Source organism: Acinetobacter sp. WCHAc060042 (genome assembly GCF_003231195.1).
Lineage (GTDB): Bacteria > Pseudomonadota > Gammaproteobacteria > Pseudomonadales > Moraxellaceae > Acinetobacter.
In genome coordinates this window covers 1-14560 of record NZ_QKVN01000057.1, presented here as the reverse complement: position 1 = coordinate 14560, position 14560 = coordinate 1, and the positions used below count along the sequence as shown (strand labels likewise).

The 14560-nt window shown below is 40.1% G+C and carries 21 protein-coding genes and 2 pseudogenes; 17 read left to right on the top strand and 6 right to left on the bottom strand.

Features of this window, described 5'->3' with window-relative positions:
• Positions 1-32: 32 nt before the first annotated feature.
• Positions 33-284 (bottom strand): hypothetical protein, encoded by a 252-nt coding sequence (locus tag DPG01_RS17050; RefSeq protein ID WP_004758991.1) that lies wholly within the window; start codon positions 282-284, stop codon positions 33-35.
• 194 nt (positions 285-478) lie between these two features.
• On the opposite strand from DPG01_RS17050, the gene DPG01_RS17045 reads away from it, so the two are divergent.
• Positions 479-700 (top strand): helix-turn-helix domain-containing protein, encoded by a 222-nt coding sequence (locus DPG01_RS17045; protein ID WP_004658364.1) that lies wholly within the window; start codon positions 479-481, stop codon positions 698-700.
• 310 nt (positions 701-1010) lie between these two features.
• Here DPG01_RS17045 and DPG01_RS17040 read toward each other — a convergent pair whose 3' ends face one another.
• Positions 1011-1268, bottom strand: coding sequence for a hypothetical protein (locus DPG01_RS17040; protein WP_228157021.1), 258 nt, complete (start codon positions 1266-1268; stop codon positions 1011-1013).
• Positions 1269-1390: 122 nt separating this feature from the next.
• Complete coding sequence (locus DPG01_RS17035; protein WP_016165477.1) at positions 1391-1702, bottom strand: ArsR/SmtB family transcription factor; 312 nt, start codon at positions 1700-1702, stop codon at positions 1391-1393.
• Positions 1703-1824: 122 nt separating this feature from the next.
• Here DPG01_RS17035 and DPG01_RS17030 point away from each other — a divergent pair, with 122 nt between their 5' ends.
• The 8 genes from DPG01_RS17030 to DPG01_RS16995 all read left to right on the top strand — a co-directional run bounded on the left by DPG01_RS17030 (position 1825) and on the right by DPG01_RS16995 (position 6896).
• On the top strand, positions 1825-2241 hold the full coding sequence (locus DPG01_RS17030; protein ID WP_016165476.1) for a YeeE/YedE family protein: 417 nt from the start codon (positions 1825-1827) through the stop codon (positions 2239-2241).
• Position 2242: 1 nt separating this feature from the next.
• A complete protein-coding gene (locus tag DPG01_RS17025; RefSeq protein WP_016165475.1) occupies positions 2243-2659 on the top strand; it encodes a YeeE/YedE family protein in 417 nt (138 codons plus the stop codon).
• Between the two features lie 2 nt (positions 2660-2661).
• A complete protein-coding gene (locus DPG01_RS17020) occupies positions 2662-3534 on the top strand; it encodes an MBL fold metallo-hydrolase (protein WP_026444431.1) in 873 nt (290 codons plus the stop codon).
• 71 nt (positions 3535-3605) lie between these two features.
• Entirely contained in the window at positions 3606-4388 is a 783-nt protein-coding gene (locus DPG01_RS17015; protein ID WP_110975867.1) for a sulfite exporter TauE/SafE family protein, read from the top strand.
• A gap of 264 nt (positions 4389-4652) precedes the next feature.
• Positions 4653-5048 (top strand): rhodanese-like domain-containing protein, encoded by a 396-nt coding sequence (locus tag DPG01_RS17010; RefSeq protein ID WP_074947821.1) that lies wholly within the window; start codon positions 4653-4655, stop codon positions 5046-5048.
• A 50-nt stretch (positions 5049-5098) separates the two neighbouring features.
• A complete protein-coding gene (locus DPG01_RS17005; protein WP_110975866.1) occupies positions 5099-5434 on the top strand; it encodes a carboxymuconolactone decarboxylase family protein in 336 nt (111 codons plus the stop codon).
• Positions 5435-5463: 29 nt separating this feature from the next.
• Positions 5464-6084 carry a class I SAM-dependent methyltransferase gene (locus tag DPG01_RS17000; protein WP_074947810.1) on the top strand — a complete coding sequence of 207 codons (621 nt, stop codon included), beginning with the start codon at positions 5464-5466 and terminating at the stop codon, positions 6082-6084.
• Positions 6085-6152: 68 nt separating this feature from the next.
• Positions 6153-6896: an SDR family NAD(P)-dependent oxidoreductase gene (locus DPG01_RS16995; RefSeq protein ID WP_068911066.1), complete on the top strand. Its 744-nt coding sequence runs from the start codon at positions 6153-6155 to the stop codon at positions 6894-6896.
• A 310-nt stretch (positions 6897-7206) separates the two neighbouring features.
• Here the strand turns inward: DPG01_RS16995 and DPG01_RS16990 are convergent, their stop codons facing one another.
• From DPG01_RS16990 to DPG01_RS18745, 3 genes are all read right to left on the bottom strand, one after another.
• Positions 7207-7506, bottom strand: a complete 300-nt coding sequence (locus DPG01_RS16990) for a NifB/NifX family molybdenum-iron cluster-binding protein (RefSeq protein WP_068911067.1) — start codon at positions 7504-7506, stop codon at positions 7207-7209.
• Positions 7507-7624: 118 nt separating this feature from the next.
• Positions 7625-7885: a helix-turn-helix domain-containing protein gene (locus DPG01_RS16985; RefSeq protein WP_086374386.1), complete on the bottom strand. Its 261-nt coding sequence runs from the start codon at positions 7883-7885 to the stop codon at positions 7625-7627.
• A 254-nt stretch (positions 7886-8139) separates the two neighbouring features.
• Positions 8140-8559 (bottom strand): DUF2946 domain-containing protein, encoded by a 420-nt coding sequence (locus DPG01_RS18745; RefSeq protein WP_162622361.1) that lies wholly within the window; start codon positions 8557-8559, stop codon positions 8140-8142.
• 396 nt (positions 8560-8955) lie between these two features.
• Here DPG01_RS18745 and DPG01_RS16980 point away from each other — a divergent pair, with 396 nt between their 5' ends.
• The 8 genes and pseudogenes from DPG01_RS16980 to DPG01_RS16940 form a co-directional block, all read left to right on the top strand.
• Positions 8956-9303, top strand: coding sequence for a rhodanese-like domain-containing protein (locus tag DPG01_RS16980; RefSeq protein WP_110975865.1), 348 nt, complete (start codon positions 8956-8958; stop codon positions 9301-9303).
• Positions 9304-9372: 69 nt separating this feature from the next.
• Positions 9373-10224: pseudogene (locus DPG01_RS16975) on the top strand (MBL fold metallo-hydrolase); the annotation flags it as partial.
• 249 nt (positions 10225-10473) lie between these two features.
• Positions 10474-10884, top strand: coding sequence for a DUF2946 domain-containing protein (locus DPG01_RS16970; RefSeq protein WP_110975864.1), 411 nt, complete (start codon positions 10474-10476; stop codon positions 10882-10884).
• A gap of 260 nt (positions 10885-11144) precedes the next feature.
• Positions 11145-12590 carry a cytochrome ubiquinol oxidase subunit I gene (locus DPG01_RS16960; RefSeq protein WP_110975862.1) on the top strand — a complete coding sequence of 482 codons (1446 nt, stop codon included), beginning with the start codon at positions 11145-11147 and terminating at the stop codon, positions 12588-12590.
• Positions 12587-13591: a cytochrome d ubiquinol oxidase subunit II gene (gene cydB, locus DPG01_RS16955; RefSeq protein ID WP_110975861.1), complete on the top strand. Its 1005-nt coding sequence runs from the start codon at positions 12587-12589 to the stop codon at positions 13589-13591. The genes DPG01_RS16960 and cydB overlap by 4 nt, the downstream gene beginning before the upstream one ends.
• Before the next feature lie 9 nt (positions 13592-13600).
• A complete protein-coding gene (locus tag DPG01_RS16950) occupies positions 13601-13708 on the top strand; it encodes a DUF2474 family protein (protein ID WP_004973777.1) in 108 nt (35 codons plus the stop codon).
• 137 nt (positions 13709-13845) lie between these two features.
• A complete protein-coding gene (locus tag DPG01_RS16945) occupies positions 13846-14163 on the top strand; it encodes a hypothetical protein (protein ID WP_110975860.1) in 318 nt (105 codons plus the stop codon).
• Positions 14164-14376: 213 nt separating this feature from the next.
• Positions 14377-14560: pseudogene (locus tag DPG01_RS16940) on the top strand (IS3 family transposase); the annotation flags it as partial.

Here is a 14560-nt window from a genome sequence, read left to right as displayed (position 1 = left end):
TTTTATTTAAAAAATTAATTTTTAAATACAACTTAGGCTAATTGATAAACACTATCTGGAAAGATTAAAAGAAAATATTTTTTAATTTCTGCTAATTCATTTAAGGCAGGTTCCCTTTCAAGCAGTTGAAATGTCCAAATAAGTACAGCCTGATGATTATCATAGCAAGTATTTACTCCAAGAAAATTAGCCATTCCATAACTTCTATTGATGTTCATTTCTTTAATTAATTGATTTCCTAAGTCACGAGCTTGCTGGCTGATCAATAACTCATTTGTTAACACGGCGGTCATCTCCACAAAATAATCTAGTGCAGGTTCAATCCTTATACTTAAAAAGTTATAATTTAATTGAAATGGATAAAATATACTTTCTATAAGTTTTAATAACCTGCTGTAGGTTAATTTTAGCAAAGTATTACTCAGGCAACAACTTTAAATAACCCGCAGCAAGTTATTTTTTGTAAATTAATTTAAATATGATTACTTGTAAGTTATCTAGCCTCATGGGCGATAGAAAAATTTTAAAATTAAGTGAAGTGGTGCATGCAACAGGTATCAATCGCAATACGCTCACAAGTATGTATTATGACCGTGCTGTACGTATTGAATTACCAGTCGCCGATAAGTTGTGTAAGTACTTTAACTGTACGATGAATGATTTGTTTGAGTTTAAGGAAGAAGTTGAAGAAAAGGATTAACTAATACTTCGTTTGATAAGTTTTCCCTACAGGTCTAATACTGAATTTTATAAAGCTTCATCGAAAACATATATTTACTTTATTATTTATATAAAGGAATCAATCGAATGATAGAGGTATTTTTCTTATAACTTAGTTAAGAAGAGGGGCTAATGACCCACAATAGCGGTAACTATTGTGGGTTTGTTCCATGTAATGCAAATTGCCGTACAAGGAATTTAAAATGACTTCACTCCTCATCTTACGTTGCCCTTGTACTTATTGCAAGATTTTGAGTCTTTTTACAGGATTTTTCATTACACCATTTAAATTACTTCTTTTTATCATGTCGATAATGTTGGGTGCCAAGGCCTGTCGCCATAACATTTGAAATTGAAAGTTCTATAGATGTCCGCAATCCATCGAATAATTGAACCTCATTTGATGCACGAAGATAGTCCAATATATTTTCGCTCAAGGACTCTATGATTGCTTTGGGATTTCTAATTCTAAATTGATCACTTTCAGCCAATTTAATGAGATGTGACAGGTCTGGAAATGCTTTACTACCCGCCAGTTTGAGTGCCATTTTATGATCAATGGATTCATAAATGAGTGTATGCGTAATATCGAAAGGTGGCGAAACAAAAATGTTCTTCATATCTGAGGAATATTGCAGAGCAAAGTTACAAGTTAGAGTGAAAAACAGGCTTAAGCAGCACAATATAACTGATGCAGGGTTTGCATAATCGTCAGGATTCTGGGGTCAGATACTTGATAGAAAATCTGTTTACCTTCACGACGAGTGCTGACCATATTATTTTTACGCAGTACAGTCAGTTGTTGGGACAGTGTTGGTTGATGAATATCAGTGCTTTCCTCAATTTTCTGTACATTGAGTTCGCCTTCTACCAAGACACATAAAATTTTTAGGCGGTCAGGATTTGATAAGACTTTTAAGTAGTTTGTGACTATATCGACTTCCGAAAAATCAATTTTAGCCTGATTAGTTCCAGTATTCATTACGATCTCCTTCAGTCCTGCATAGTTAAAAATCATTTATGAAAGAATATCACAGAGTGCTTGATTAATATTATATATTATATATTATATATAAATATATTGTAAACTTAAGTAGACTCGCTATGCATGATTTCCTGATTGCTTTTCTCGGCGGTTTGATGCTCGGTGTATCGGTCGTTGGTTACCTGTATGTGCATGGTCGTATCGCAGGCATCAGTGGCTTAATCGGACAGGTGCTGAATCCTAAAATGATGTTTAAAACATCTGCGATTTGGTTCATGGCGGGTTTAATCACGGTGCCATTTATCTATGGACTGTTTGTTCAGCCAGAAATTGAATTGAATGCGAGTCCGCTGATGCTGGTGGTTGCGGGTCTCTTGGTCGGCTTTGGTACCCGCTTAGGTTCAGGCTGTACCAGCGGTCATGGCATTTGCGGGATGAGTCGTTTGTCTAAACGTTCCATCGTGGCCACCATGAGTTTCATGTTTGCTGGTTTTGTCACTGTTTATATTGTTCGTCACGTGACTGGAGCATTTTAAAATGAAAAATATTTTAGCTTTTATTTTTGGTGCTCTTTTTTCTGTCGGACTGATGGTTTCAGGCATGTCCAATCCGGAAAAAGTGCTGGATTTCCTGGATCTGTTTGGTGACTGGGATGCCAGTCTGGCCTTTGTGATGATGGGTGCAATTGCCGTGGCATTTATTCCCTTTCAAAAAGCCATGCGTTCTGCAGCACCGAAAACCGTATTTAACGAACCTATTGTATTGCCCACCAGTCAAAAACTTGATCCACGCTTAATCATTGGCAGCCTGTTGTTTGGTATCGGCTGGGGGATTGCTGGGGTATGTCCAGCACCAAGTTTCACCTTGATTGGCCTGGGGCATTACCAGGTCTTCTATTTTATTATCGCGATGTTGATTGGCGTATTGCTGCACCGTAAATGGGCTGGAGAATAACGATGGCAAAACACCCACTGGTACAGGATTTTTTTGACGAGGCGACCAATACCTTCAGTTACGTGGTATCCGATCCAATAACAAAGCGCTGTGCCATCATTGACAGTGTGCTGGATTATGATGCGGCATCTGCAACCACTTCAACCACACAGGCAGATCGTATCATTGCCTATGTCAAAGCACAGACTTTAGACGTGGAATGGATTTTGGAAACCCATGTTCATGCAGATCACTTGACTGCAGCCCAGTATTTGAAACAGGAACTGGGCGGAAAAATTGCAATCAGCCAGAAAATCGCTGTGGTGCAGCAGACCTTTGCTGCAATTTATAATCTGGATCTCAAGCAGGTGAATGCTAGTCAGCCATTTGATCATTTATTTGAAGATGGTGAGCATTTCAAAATCGGTGAGCTGGATGTTTATAACATAGCAACACCGGGGCATACGCCTGCTTGCCTGAGCTATGTGGTTGAAGATGCAGTCTTTGTCGGCGACACGCTGTTTATGCCGGACTATGGTACGGCCCGTTGTGATTTTCCAAAAGGTAGTGCAGAAAAGCTTTTTGATTCGGTACAAAGCCTGTATCAGCTCCCAGAAGATACACGGGTCTTTTTATGTCATGACTATTTGCCTGAAACACGTGAATCGTATGTGTGTGAAACCACTATTCAGGCTCAGAAAACACAGAATATCCATATTCACGAGGGAGTCAGTAAAACTGAATTTGCTCAGATGCGAAACCAGCGGGATTCAGGACTCAGCATGCCGAAGCTGATTCTGCCTTCGATTCAGATCAATATGAAAGCAGGACAGTTCCCAACGCCAGAACAGAATGGGGTTTCTTATTTAAAACTTCCGCTTAATTACTTCAAATAGGCATGTTTCAAGATTAAACAAAAAGGTTTGTCTTTTGTTTAATTGCATTAGCAAAGAGAGGAACAGTGGCTATGTGGGTGTTAATACTGGAAGGGTTGGCCATCGGTGGCTTGCTGGGTTTAACCGGTGCTGGTGGCGGCATTCTGGCTGTACCGGCACTGATGGCGAGTCAGGGCTGGACCGTGGCACAGGCTGCGCCTGTGGGCTTGCTGGCAGTGACTCTGTCTGCCTTGGTCGGAACGTTCGAGGGTTTATTCAAGCGTATTGTACGTTATCGCGCTGCGCTCTGGATCGCCCTGATCAGTATTCCTTCAGCACGCTATGGCGTAAATCTGGCTGGTATTGTTTCTCCGGTCTGGCTGACGATGGCTTTCAGTCTAGTCATGTTGATTGTGGCTTACCGGATCTTCTTTAACAAAGTTAATGACCATGAGAATCCACCGTGTAAGGTCAATCAAACGACCGGTCGCCTGATCTGGAATGTGAAAACGGCCTCGTTCCTCGCCGGTATTGGCGTAGTGGCGGGTTTGCTGACTGGCTTGCTCGGGGTGGGCGGCGGTTTTGTGATTGTCCCGGCACTGCGTAAATTCACCGACCTCGATATGCGCAGTATCGTTGCGACTTCTCTAATGATTATTTTCCTGATTGGTGGTGTCAGTATTTCTGCACACGTGCTAGATGGCTTTCAATATCCTGTTTCGGTCACGCTGACTTTTGTTCTGGCCTGTATTGTAGGGATGTTAATTGGACGCAGTCTGATGCACCGAATTGAAAGTAACCGGGTTCAGAAGATTTTTGCCACAACTGTGATTGGGGTAGCTGTGTATTTAATTTATTCAGCACTCATGGGCTAGTCCCGTGAAATTTTTTACGGATAAAAATAGAAGGTCAGATTCTGGATGACAGATAAATACCCTATTTTTCTGTCATCTGAATGAATATCAAACAGGTGTACAGTCTGAAATAATTTTATCAAACTGACGGTTTGCAATAGCAGTGATCACTGCAACAGTGCTGAAACAGCCGGGGTGGGAGCTACAACAAAGCGTTTTTTAGCTGCTGAACTAGCATTTATAACAAATGAAGCTGATTTTGATGAGCGAGGAAGAATGAAAATGATGAAAACTGCAGAGCAATTGATCCGGAATGCGAAAAACCGGATTCAGGAAGTGAGTGTAGCTGAACTGTTTGAAGCGATGAAAAACCATAAAACCATTCTGATTGATGTTCGGGAACCGGATGAATTTCAGGCGGCAGCGATAGACCGGGCGGTGAATTATCCTCGTGGTGTTTTAGAAATGAGGATTCACCAGCATCCTTTGGTTAGCCATCATTGCGATACCATGCAGGCACTGGAACATCTAAAAGATCAGCCGATCTATTTGATCTGTGGCACGGGTGGACGTTCAGCATTGGCAACCGATACTTTACAGAATATGGGATTTACTCAGGTGAAGTCGGTTCAAGGTGGCTATCAGGCTTGGCTGGAACAGGGCTATCCGGTAGAAAAATAAGCTTTTGAATATAAAAACTTGATTGTTGATTTTTAATTTGAGAAAAAATTATGAAATACAAAGAATTAACCCAAAATATTTCAGGTAGTTTAAGAACTCTAAGCCAGGATTCACCAGATTTAATGAAAAGTTTCAATCAATTATCCCAGATCGCAATGCATGATGGTGTGATTGATCTAAAAACCAAGGAATTGATTGCCTTGGCGATTGGTGTGGCTGCACGTTGTGATGGTTGTATCGGTTTTCATGTCAGGACCCTGGTCAAAATGGGCATGACCCTACAGGAGCTGGAGGAAGTTCTGGGCGTTGCGGTGTATATGGGCGGTGGACCTTCATTGATGTATGCTGCAAATGCGCTGGAAGCATTCAAAGAGTTTTCCAACTGATTGGATAGTCAAGTAAATGGAGGGATGAAATGAGTCAGCACTGGAATGAATTGTATGCCCAGACGCAGGACCTATACGGCACAGCAGCAAACCTGTTTATTCAGGAGATTGCGGGGGAAATCCTGATAGAAGGTAAAACACTGGCAATTGCTGAAGGAGAAGGAAGGAATATCCTTTACCTGGCTGAGCAGGCAAGACAGTATAATTATCCTTTTTCGGCGGAAGTTTGGGATTATTCCGATGTTGCTTTGAAGCATCTGTCCAGCAAAGCCGAAGCTACAGGGATAAAGCTTGAACTCCGACATGTTGATTTAACAGCAGCGAAATGGCCGTCCGAGCGTTATCAAAACGTGATTTGTGTATTTGGTCATTTCGATACAGAAACGCAAAAACAGGTTTTAGAAGGCATAAGAAAGTCCTTGCTAAACGGTGGATGGTTTATCGGTGAGCTGTATTCCAAGGAGCAGATCAACTATAAAACTGGTGGCCCTAAAAATATCGAATATTTATACGATCCGTGGGATATTTTGCAGGTTTTCAAGCAGGATCATATCCATCATTTTTATGTTGGAGAGCAAGAAAGACAGGAGGGAGAATTACATTGTGGTAAATGCCATGTTATTCAATTTGCGATACAAGTGATGAAGTAAAAACAAGTGAATTCTTAAATGTGATGCAAATATTCAGCATTGCAGTACTTTAAGAAAGAGGTTTTATTATGTCAAATCGGTTCAAAAATAAAGTTGCCCTAGTTACTGGTGCGGGTTCTGGAATTGGGAAAAGCACAGCTATGCTTTTAGCGAAGCAGGGTGCAAGTGTTGTAGTCTCGGATATTAACTTTGAAGCAGCACAGAAAGTTGCTGAGGAAATTGTATCTTTAGGCGGTAAAGCGGCTGCGAATAAAGCCAATACGGCTGAACCTGAAGACATGAAAGCAGCGGTTGAATTTTCAATTAGCACGTATGGTGCCCTTCATTTAGCTTTTAACAATGCTGGAATATTGGGTGACGTTCAGCCAATTGCAAATTTAAGTATTGAAGCTTGGCGTCGTGTGATTGATATTAATTTGAATGCGGTCTTTTATGGCCTACATTATCAAATCCCTGCAATATTGGCAGCCGGCGGTGGTGCAATTGTGAATACAGCATCAATTTTAGGTTTAGTTGGGACTGAAAATATTTCTGGTTATGTTGCAGCTAAGCATGGTGTAACCGGGCTTACTAAAACGGCTTCGCTAGAATATGCTAAAAAGGGTATTCGTATTAATTCAGTACATCCTGGTTATATTAAAACGCCTTTAATTGGTGAGTTTGATGAAGCTGAACTGATAAAATTGCATCCAGTTGGTCGTTTAGGAAATCCGGAAGAAGTTGCACAGGTCGTTGCTTTCTTACTCTCTGATGATGCATCTTTTGTAACGGGCAGCCAGTATGTAGTAGATGGGTCATATACTTCACAATAGTTAATTTTAGGAAAGGCCTTCATTTGATTGAGAAGGTTTTCCTTTTGTAATTTATTAGAAGCATCTGTCTTACAAATAAAAAATGCCTGATGAAATTCGTCAGGCATTTATATGAAATATAGTGTCAACCTATTTCAAACCTAGACAATTTAATGTTTTGATCAAATAGCAGTTAGGTAAGATGTATTTTATCAGCGAAAGTTTCCATTAACTTTTAAGGGAAACTTTAACTATGGTTTCAGATTTTATTCAAGCATACACAGAAAATAATCTAAAGCATTTAACGAAAGCGCAGAGGTAGGCGGGCGAGTTAAACTAAACTCTTAATAAAATTATCAGGATCAATTTCGCCAGTCACAATAACATGTACGCCAATATTTTTGAGTTTTTCTCGTAATCTGTCCCCCATCCCTGTAGTTACGAAAATATCCATAGGTAACAGTTTTTCTAGCACCTCACCCGACTGAGAAAATGATGCTTCTTTCTCCACCTCAATGAGCTGTTTGTCCATAACTTTCCCATCTTTGAGCTCATATTTCCAGAATTTTCGGCATTTCCCAGCGTGCGGAGTAATATGACGTCGGTTCTGTGATGTAATTACAATTACCATAAAGATTTCTCCAAACCAAACCGATACTACTGCTCTTTATAGGTATGTATCGGTTCATGATGATTTATAAGTTAAGCTTGTAGTGACAAAAACTATTCAAAAACATAGCTAATACTATTCAAGCAAGATTTTCCAAAACAAACTGAGGTGACTTGATAAAGAGTTTCAACAAAGCTTGGGCTGAGCTTGAGGGATGACGAACTCCACGTTCCCAACTTTCTAAGGTACGGGCGGAAATACACAGTTTTGATGCTAGTTCTGTCTGTGAAATATTGAGAGCTTGCCGGATCCTTACAATTTGTTGTGCTAAATCCAGACAACAGTTGTTATTAAAATCACTTTTTAGGTGATGTGCCTGATCATGCTGAAGTAGATTCATCATTGTGTCCTCCTTATCGATATACTAAAAAGTTGTAATAACACTTTGAAAAATTAGAAAGTCATTGAGACTGTGATAGTTGGACTTCAAAAAGATTTAGATACAGACAAATCAAAAGTCATATTAACTATTACGGATAGGATTACGGTGACTGAAGATGTCGATTGTGAGCTGCCTACATATTCTGGATAGATGAATATTTTCGACCATATCGCAAACTAGGAAGACTGCTCAGCGATATCACATCTGCTGATTTAATGGATGAATGTTAGAGGAGGAGCACGGCTCTGAGGAATAAGGAACCAGGGAGTAGGTGGGGACAGCGTATATGGGACAAATGTACTGAAGAACTGCAGTAAGGTCTGAGTTCTGATCAGTACTAGTCTGAGTTTGGTATCGAGTAGCGGTAGGGTATAGCTGTGCACCAGGCAAAACTGGCAGTCATGACCGGTATGTGCATCATCCCGCTCTTGATGTTCATGTCGATCCTGCACATGTGCGAGGATATGTGCATTGCTTTGGTCTGCTCCGCTGGCTTGATTGCTATGCGGATGTGATGTTGCGAAGCTGTGGTGTGGATGAACGTTAGTAACTTCTAGATGTAATGCTGCGGCAATAGTTTTACATACCGAAAAAACACTGTGTTTTTCTGGCAATAAAGGCTGCAGGAACACAGCGATCTGTAACAAGATTGCTGATAACCCCAGCAATCTTCCCAACATCATGAGCACTTCACTACACTTTTATGGACATTACATAGGTTATAGTATAACAAAATATAAAATTTATAATTGAAAAATAGACGATAAAATCGATTTTAATCTGCTACTAAACATAATTTTATTTTTTCTTTATGGAATAGGAAGCGTAAGATCATTCTGGAGCGAATGAGGTCTTATTAAAGTTGGACTGCATTGTAGGTTTGGTTATTAAAAAGTCATTGTATTTTCTATGAGGATAGATTTGAAGTTTAACCCAAGATTGGCTTATATTTATTTTACTACTTATTTTTATTTTAAATCCTTATAAATATAAGTCGCGGATAACAACTGTTCTAATAGAGGAAAATCATGTTTAATATTCTGATGTATCTACCTTGGGGCAAGGTGCCTGAAATCACTTGTCAGGAATTATTACAGAAACGGGAAATTGTACAGATTGTTGATGTCCGAAGTGCTCACGAGTTTAAACACAGTCATATAAAAGGTGCTGTTAATTTACCTATTACACAGTTGAATGAATCTACAATACAATCATTGGGGCTCAATCTGGATCAGCCCGTGGTGACCATTTGTTTATCGGCGCACCGGAGTATTCCTGCAACACGCAGATTGGCCAAGATGGGATATTCAGTCACACAGTTAAAAGGTGGTATGAAATCTTGGTGGAAAAATGGCCTGCCTTGTATCAAAAACTAAGTTTTAAATATGCTCTGTGAGCTTCTAAATTTTAAAAAGGAGTAAGACTATGTCGACTCAACCAAATGTAAAAGATTTTTTGATCCTAAAACAAATACATTCAGTTATGTAGTTTCAGATCCAGGTACAAAACAATGTGCGATTATCGACAGTGTTCTCGATTATGACTCTGCTTCAGCAGTGACATCTACCACGCATGCCGAGCAAATCATCGCGTATGTCAGAGAGCAGGGCTTACAGGTTGAGTGGATTTTGGAAACGCATGTACATGCAGATCATTTAACAGCAGCACAGTATTTAAAACAGCAGATCGGTGGTAAAACAGCGATGAGCGAACGGATTTCATTGGTACAGGAAACCTTTAGCTCAATCTATAACATTAATATCAAACAGTTCAATGCTTTCCAGACATTTGATCATGTATTCCAGGATCATGAAAAATTTCATATTGGCAATTTACAAGCCTATAATATTCCTACCCCTGGACATACTCCTGCATGCTTGAGTTATGTGATTGGAGATGCAGTTTTTGTAGGTGATACCTTGTTTATGCCTGATTATGGAACGGCACGATGTGATTTTCCGAAGGGCAGTGCTGAGACTTTATTTGATTCTGTGCAGACCCTCTATCAGTTGCCTGAAGACACTCGTGTTTTCCTGTGTCATGACTATTTACCCGAATCACGTCATGACTACATCTGTGAAACCGATATCAAAACTCAGAAAAAGTCTAATATTCATATTCATACTGGTACAGAAAAAGCGGAGTTTGTTGCAATGCGTCAAAAATGTGATGCAACCTTAAGAATGCCTGAGCTGATTTTGCCATCCATTCAGATTAATATGAATGCAGGACGTTTTCTTCAGCCAGAACAAAATGGCGTATCTTACTTAAAATTGCCTCTCAATTATTTCAAGTAAGCAAAGTATTCTTCTGAACACTCTTTGTACAATACATAACTTTCTCCTGCATCAACCGTAAGAGAAAGTTTTTTAAATTTTAAGTATTTAATTTAATTAACTTTTTATTTATTTATTTTGCTTTTCAAAACCTGATATATATTATATATTTATAGAATGAAAAGCTGAGTAAATAAGTAGGAATTTATCTTTAAATTTCATCTTTTTATTCAGCGTATCCCTCTTATTCGATGCCAGTCGAGAGAAAACTTGCTGAAGCAAAGTGGAATCTTTATTGCATTTGCAGCCATACTTTTGCAAATTGCAGTATATTTACAGCCTCTGTTGCCGGAAAAATTTCACATTGCTCCGGTCTGTATGTCAATCACTCATAATCTTCTTTCGCCTGCTGATCATCATCATGTCCACTCGATTCATCATGAGCTGCTCAAGGATTTGATTCCTCAACATTCCCACGATCACAATAAACATAACCATCAATGCCAATATTGTACGGTTTATGGTGATTTAGTGCTGCCATTTAAACTGGGCATTGATCAAGTTCTGGACTGGATTCAGGTTCGTCTAAATTTCTATCAGTCGTTCTTCCGGCATGTCTATTTCAATTTGCAGAAGCTGTATTTGCTGCCGCAGGGCAGAGCGCCACCTCTGACTTTTTAGGACACGATTGGTCACGTCAAACAGTTGTTTTGTTTGCACTACACAACATCTTAAAGAGTTTTAATCATGAAAATTCAGTTTTCGCTGTTCGCTAACAGCATAATGGTTTCGTTCGCCCTCAAAAAAGTCTATAGCGTATCCGGTATACGGGTTTCATCTCTATACCAGAAGATCGATGTCTGGCAAGGTGTGTCAGTTTCACTGCATCAATCGGCACTGTTGATGTCCTCCCTGTATTCAATTGATCAGCAGGAGGCAGCATGAATTTAGGGCTAACCGCGCTGGAACTGGCGCGTATCCAGTTTGCATTTACCGTATCATTTCATATTATTTTTCCTGCCATTTCTATTGGTTTAGCCAGTTTTCTAGCCGTTCTGGAATGGCGTTGGCTTAAAACCAATGATCCGGTATACCGGGACTTATTTAAGTTCTGGATCAAAGTCTTTGCCCTGTCCTTTGGTATGGGCGTGGTCTCTGGCGTGGTGATGAGCTATCAGTTTGGTACCAACTGGAGTGAGTTTTCACGGATTTCCGGCAGTGTCACAGGACCATTACTCGCTTATGAGGTTTTAAGTGCGTTTTTCCTTGAAGCCGGTTTTCTGGGGATTATGCTATTTGGTTGGGGCCGAGTGGGGCCTAAAACCCATTTTTTCGCAACACTAATGGTTGCAGTAGGTACCTGTATATCCATGTTCTGGATTCTGTCCTCGAACAGCTGGATGCAAACCCCTCAGGGCTTTACTATAGAAAATGGTATTATCGTCCCGCAAGATTGGTTTGCGATTGTATTTAATCCATCCTTCCCATATCGATTAGCACATATGGCGATGGCCGCTTTCCTTGTTTCAGCCTTGTTAGTTGCAGCAACAGCTGCTTTCCACTTATTAAAAGGTCGTCGTGATGCCTTGGTAAAAAAATCATTTTCCATGGCCATGTGGATGATTCTTGCTTTGGCACCTCTGCAAATGTTTGTAGGTGACATGCATGGCCTGAATACGCTTGAACACCAACCGGCCAAATTAGCGGCTATAGAAGGACACTGGGAAACCAATAAAGATAGTGGTATGCCACTCTATTTATTTGGTATTCCTGATATGGAAGCTGAAGAAACCAAATATGCGATCGGGATTCCGAATCTGGGGAGCCTGATCATGACACATACTCTGGATGGTGAAGTCAAAGGTTTAAAAGAGTTTGCACCTGAAGACCGTCCAAACTCACTGGTTGTATTCTGGAGTTTCCGGATCATGGTAGGGCTCGGTGTACTCATGATTCTGATGGCAATTTTAGGGGTATGGCTGAGAAAAACAGGAAAGTTTTATGATTCCCTATGGTTGCATAAGTTTGCCTTATATATGGGGCCATCAGGATTTATCGCTTTACTTGCCGGTTGGTTTACCACTGAAGTTGGTCGTCAACCTTGGGTTGTTTATGGTGTATTGCGTACTAAAGATACACTTTCTCCCGTTTCAGCAGAGCAGGTAGGTTTAACCTTGATCATTTTTGTGGTGGTCTACTTTATTGTGTTCGGTGTTGGCATTTTCTACATGCTGAAACTGATGCGTAAAGGCCCGGATTTTATACATTCGGCACCACATAGTGAGCAGGCGATCATACAGGCATCAAAGCGTCCTTTAAGTACGATTGATGAGGAGAATGATCTTGATCAAGTAAGTTCTAAACAATCTCAGGAGAATCAAAAATGATCGATTTATCATTGATTTGGATTCTAATTATTGGATTAGGGGTGCTGATCTATGTCGTGCTAGATGGCTTTGACCTTGGTATTGGTATCCTATTTCCTTTTATTTCCGATCGCCAGGAACGTGATGTTATGATGAATACCGTCGCGCCCGTCTGGGATGGTAATGAAACCTGGATGGTACTTGGTGGTGCAGGATTATTTGCTGCGTTTCCCTTGGTGTATTCTACGGTGCTTTCAGCTCTGTATATGCCAATCATTCTTATGGTAATTGCCTTAATTTTCCGTGGTGTGGCATTCGAATTCAGGTTTAAGGCCAATAAAACTAAACATCTGTGGGATCAAGCTTTTATATGGGGTTCCATTCTGAGCTCATTTTTCCAAGGACTGATTTTGGGAGCCTATATTCAGGGGATTGAAACCACGAATGGCATCTATACTGGTGGCGGTCTGGATTGGTTAACACCTTTTTCCCTGTTTACCGGTTTAAGTGTAGTCGTACTGTATGCAACACTAGGATGTGGTTGGTTGATCTTTAAAACCGAAAAAATGCTGCAGAATCGCATGTTTGAACTGATGCCAAAACTGCTGATTTCATTACTGATGATTTTTGCCTGTGTCAGTATTTATACGCCTTTGGCTCATCCTCAAATTGCAGAACGCTGGTTCAGTCAACCGCAACTCTTTTATTTTAGCCCGGTACCCGTACTGGTTCTGCTGTTTACTTTCCTGGCAATCAAAGCCTGTAAGCAGCGCAAAGAGTTCCTACCATTCATTTATACTTTGGCTTTGGTAATTCTCGCTTATAGCGGTTTTCTGATTAGTTTATGGCCTTATGTCATTCCACCATCAGTCACCATTTGGGAGGCTGCAGCACCTGCCAGTAGTCAATTGTTCGCCCTAATTGGAGCATTGATTTTAATTCCGATCATTCTTATTTATACCGGATTATCGTATTGGGTTTTCAGGGATAAAGTGCGTGTGGGTGATGAAGGTTATCATTAAGGAGGCAGAATGAAAATTTCTGAATTGAAATGGTTTATTGGCTTATGGCTGGCTGGTTTTTTAAGTTTGGCCTTGGTCGCAGGACTGTTTAGATTGCTGTTGAAATTGGCGTATTAAGTTTTAAACACAGGTCAGTGAGGTTTTCCTTACTGACCTATTTTTTATAGAGGTTCAGTTTTTTTAGATGCAAAAAATTGCTGGATCTGAATAAGTTTGATGAGAGATTTGGACTAAAAATAAATGAGGAGTAAATGATGAAAAACCATCTTTTTTGTGTAGGCATTGAATTTAAAAAAGCATCGGATCCATCAGAATCCTATGCCTATCGGACAGCTTATTTAGGCGCAAAAAACATTGATGAAGCAATTCAACGGGTGGAAAAACAGCTGGAGCAAGAAGGAAATGAAATCCTGTTTGTCCGCGGTTGTTGGGTCGTCGATTCAGACTGTGATGATGGTTTCTGTCCAACAGATGAGAGTAGGACGCTAGCAAACAATGATTTGCTTTTTAATGACCAGATCAAGTTTGGAAAATTACAAGAATGGTCAATCAATAATAACTACGAATACTAATTTCGTAAGTGATGCATCAGTTAGTTTTTTCTTTCTGATGCTGTAGTACTGTTTTCAATTTAATAGGACTTACGCAGTATTATTTATAGATTCTCTGTGGTAGCAGATGATTTTTATCGAGAATAAAGTCATCAATGAAGTTTTTGATCATTGGTCTAAATAATGAACCGTACCGGGTTTGTCGGAGAGTCAATATTCTGAGAGACTATCCCGATGACAAAATTAAAATATACCCCTGAAATCAGAGAAAGAGCGGTTCAATTATTGATTGAATCTGAAAAAGATTATCCATCGAATTGGGCTGCGATCACCGCTATTGCTCCCTGAGCAGTATACTGCGCAAGGGTTGTACTCCTGAAACACTACGTGTTTGGCATCAAAAGCATTTAGATCAGCA

Bases quoted from the DNA above. Each gene is read 5' to 3' on its own strand.
- DPG01_RS17045 (WP_004658364.1), top strand. From the start codon at position 479: ATGATTACTTGTAAGTTATCTAGCCTCATGGGCGATAGAAAAATTTTA.
- DPG01_RS17040 (WP_228157021.1), bottom strand. From the start codon at position 1,268: ATGGCACTCAAACTGGCGGGTAGTAAAGCATTTCCAGACCTGTCACAT.
- DPG01_RS17035 (WP_016165477.1), bottom strand. From the start codon at position 1,702: ATGAATACTGGAACTAATCAGGCTAAAATTGATTTTTCGGAAGTCGAT.
- DPG01_RS17030 (WP_016165476.1), top strand. From the start codon at position 1,825: ATGCATGATTTCCTGATTGCTTTTCTCGGCGGTTTGATGCTCGGTGTA.
- DPG01_RS17025 (WP_016165475.1), top strand. From the start codon at position 2,243: ATGAAAAATATTTTAGCTTTTATTTTTGGTGCTCTTTTTTCTGTCGGA.
- DPG01_RS17020 (WP_026444431.1), top strand. From the start codon at position 2,662: ATGGCAAAACACCCACTGGTACAGGATTTTTTTGACGAGGCGACCAAT.
- DPG01_RS17015 (WP_110975867.1), top strand. From the start codon at position 3,606: ATGTGGGTGTTAATACTGGAAGGGTTGGCCATCGGTGGCTTGCTGGGT.
- DPG01_RS17010 (WP_074947821.1), top strand. From the start codon at position 4,653: ATGAAAACTGCAGAGCAATTGATCCGGAATGCGAAAAACCGGATTCAG.
- DPG01_RS17005 (WP_110975866.1), top strand. From the start codon at position 5,099: ATGAAATACAAAGAATTAACCCAAAATATTTCAGGTAGTTTAAGAACT.
- DPG01_RS17000 (WP_074947810.1), top strand. From the start codon at position 5,464: ATGAGTCAGCACTGGAATGAATTGTATGCCCAGACGCAGGACCTATAC.
- DPG01_RS16995 (WP_068911066.1), top strand. From the start codon at position 6,153: ATGTCAAATCGGTTCAAAAATAAAGTTGCCCTAGTTACTGGTGCGGGT.
- DPG01_RS16990 (WP_068911067.1), bottom strand. From the start codon at position 7,506: ATGGTAATTGTAATTACATCACAGAACCGACGTCATATTACTCCGCAC.
- DPG01_RS16985 (WP_086374386.1), bottom strand. From the start codon at position 7,885: ATGAATCTACTTCAGCATGATCAGGCACATCACCTAAAAAGTGATTTT.
- DPG01_RS16980 (WP_110975865.1), top strand. From the start codon at position 8,956: ATGTTTAATATTCTGATGTATCTACCTTGGGGCAAGGTGCCTGAAATC.
- DPG01_RS16960 (WP_110975862.1), top strand. From the start codon at position 11,145: ATGAATTTAGGGCTAACCGCGCTGGAACTGGCGCGTATCCAGTTTGCA.
- cydB (WP_110975861.1), top strand. From the start codon at position 12,587: ATGATCGATTTATCATTGATTTGGATTCTAATTATTGGATTAGGGGTG.
- DPG01_RS16950 (WP_004973777.1), top strand. From the start codon at position 13,601: ATGAAAATTTCTGAATTGAAATGGTTTATTGGCTTATGGCTGGCTGGT.
- DPG01_RS16945 (WP_110975860.1), top strand. From the start codon at position 13,846: ATGAAAAACCATCTTTTTTGTGTAGGCATTGAATTTAAAAAAGCATCG.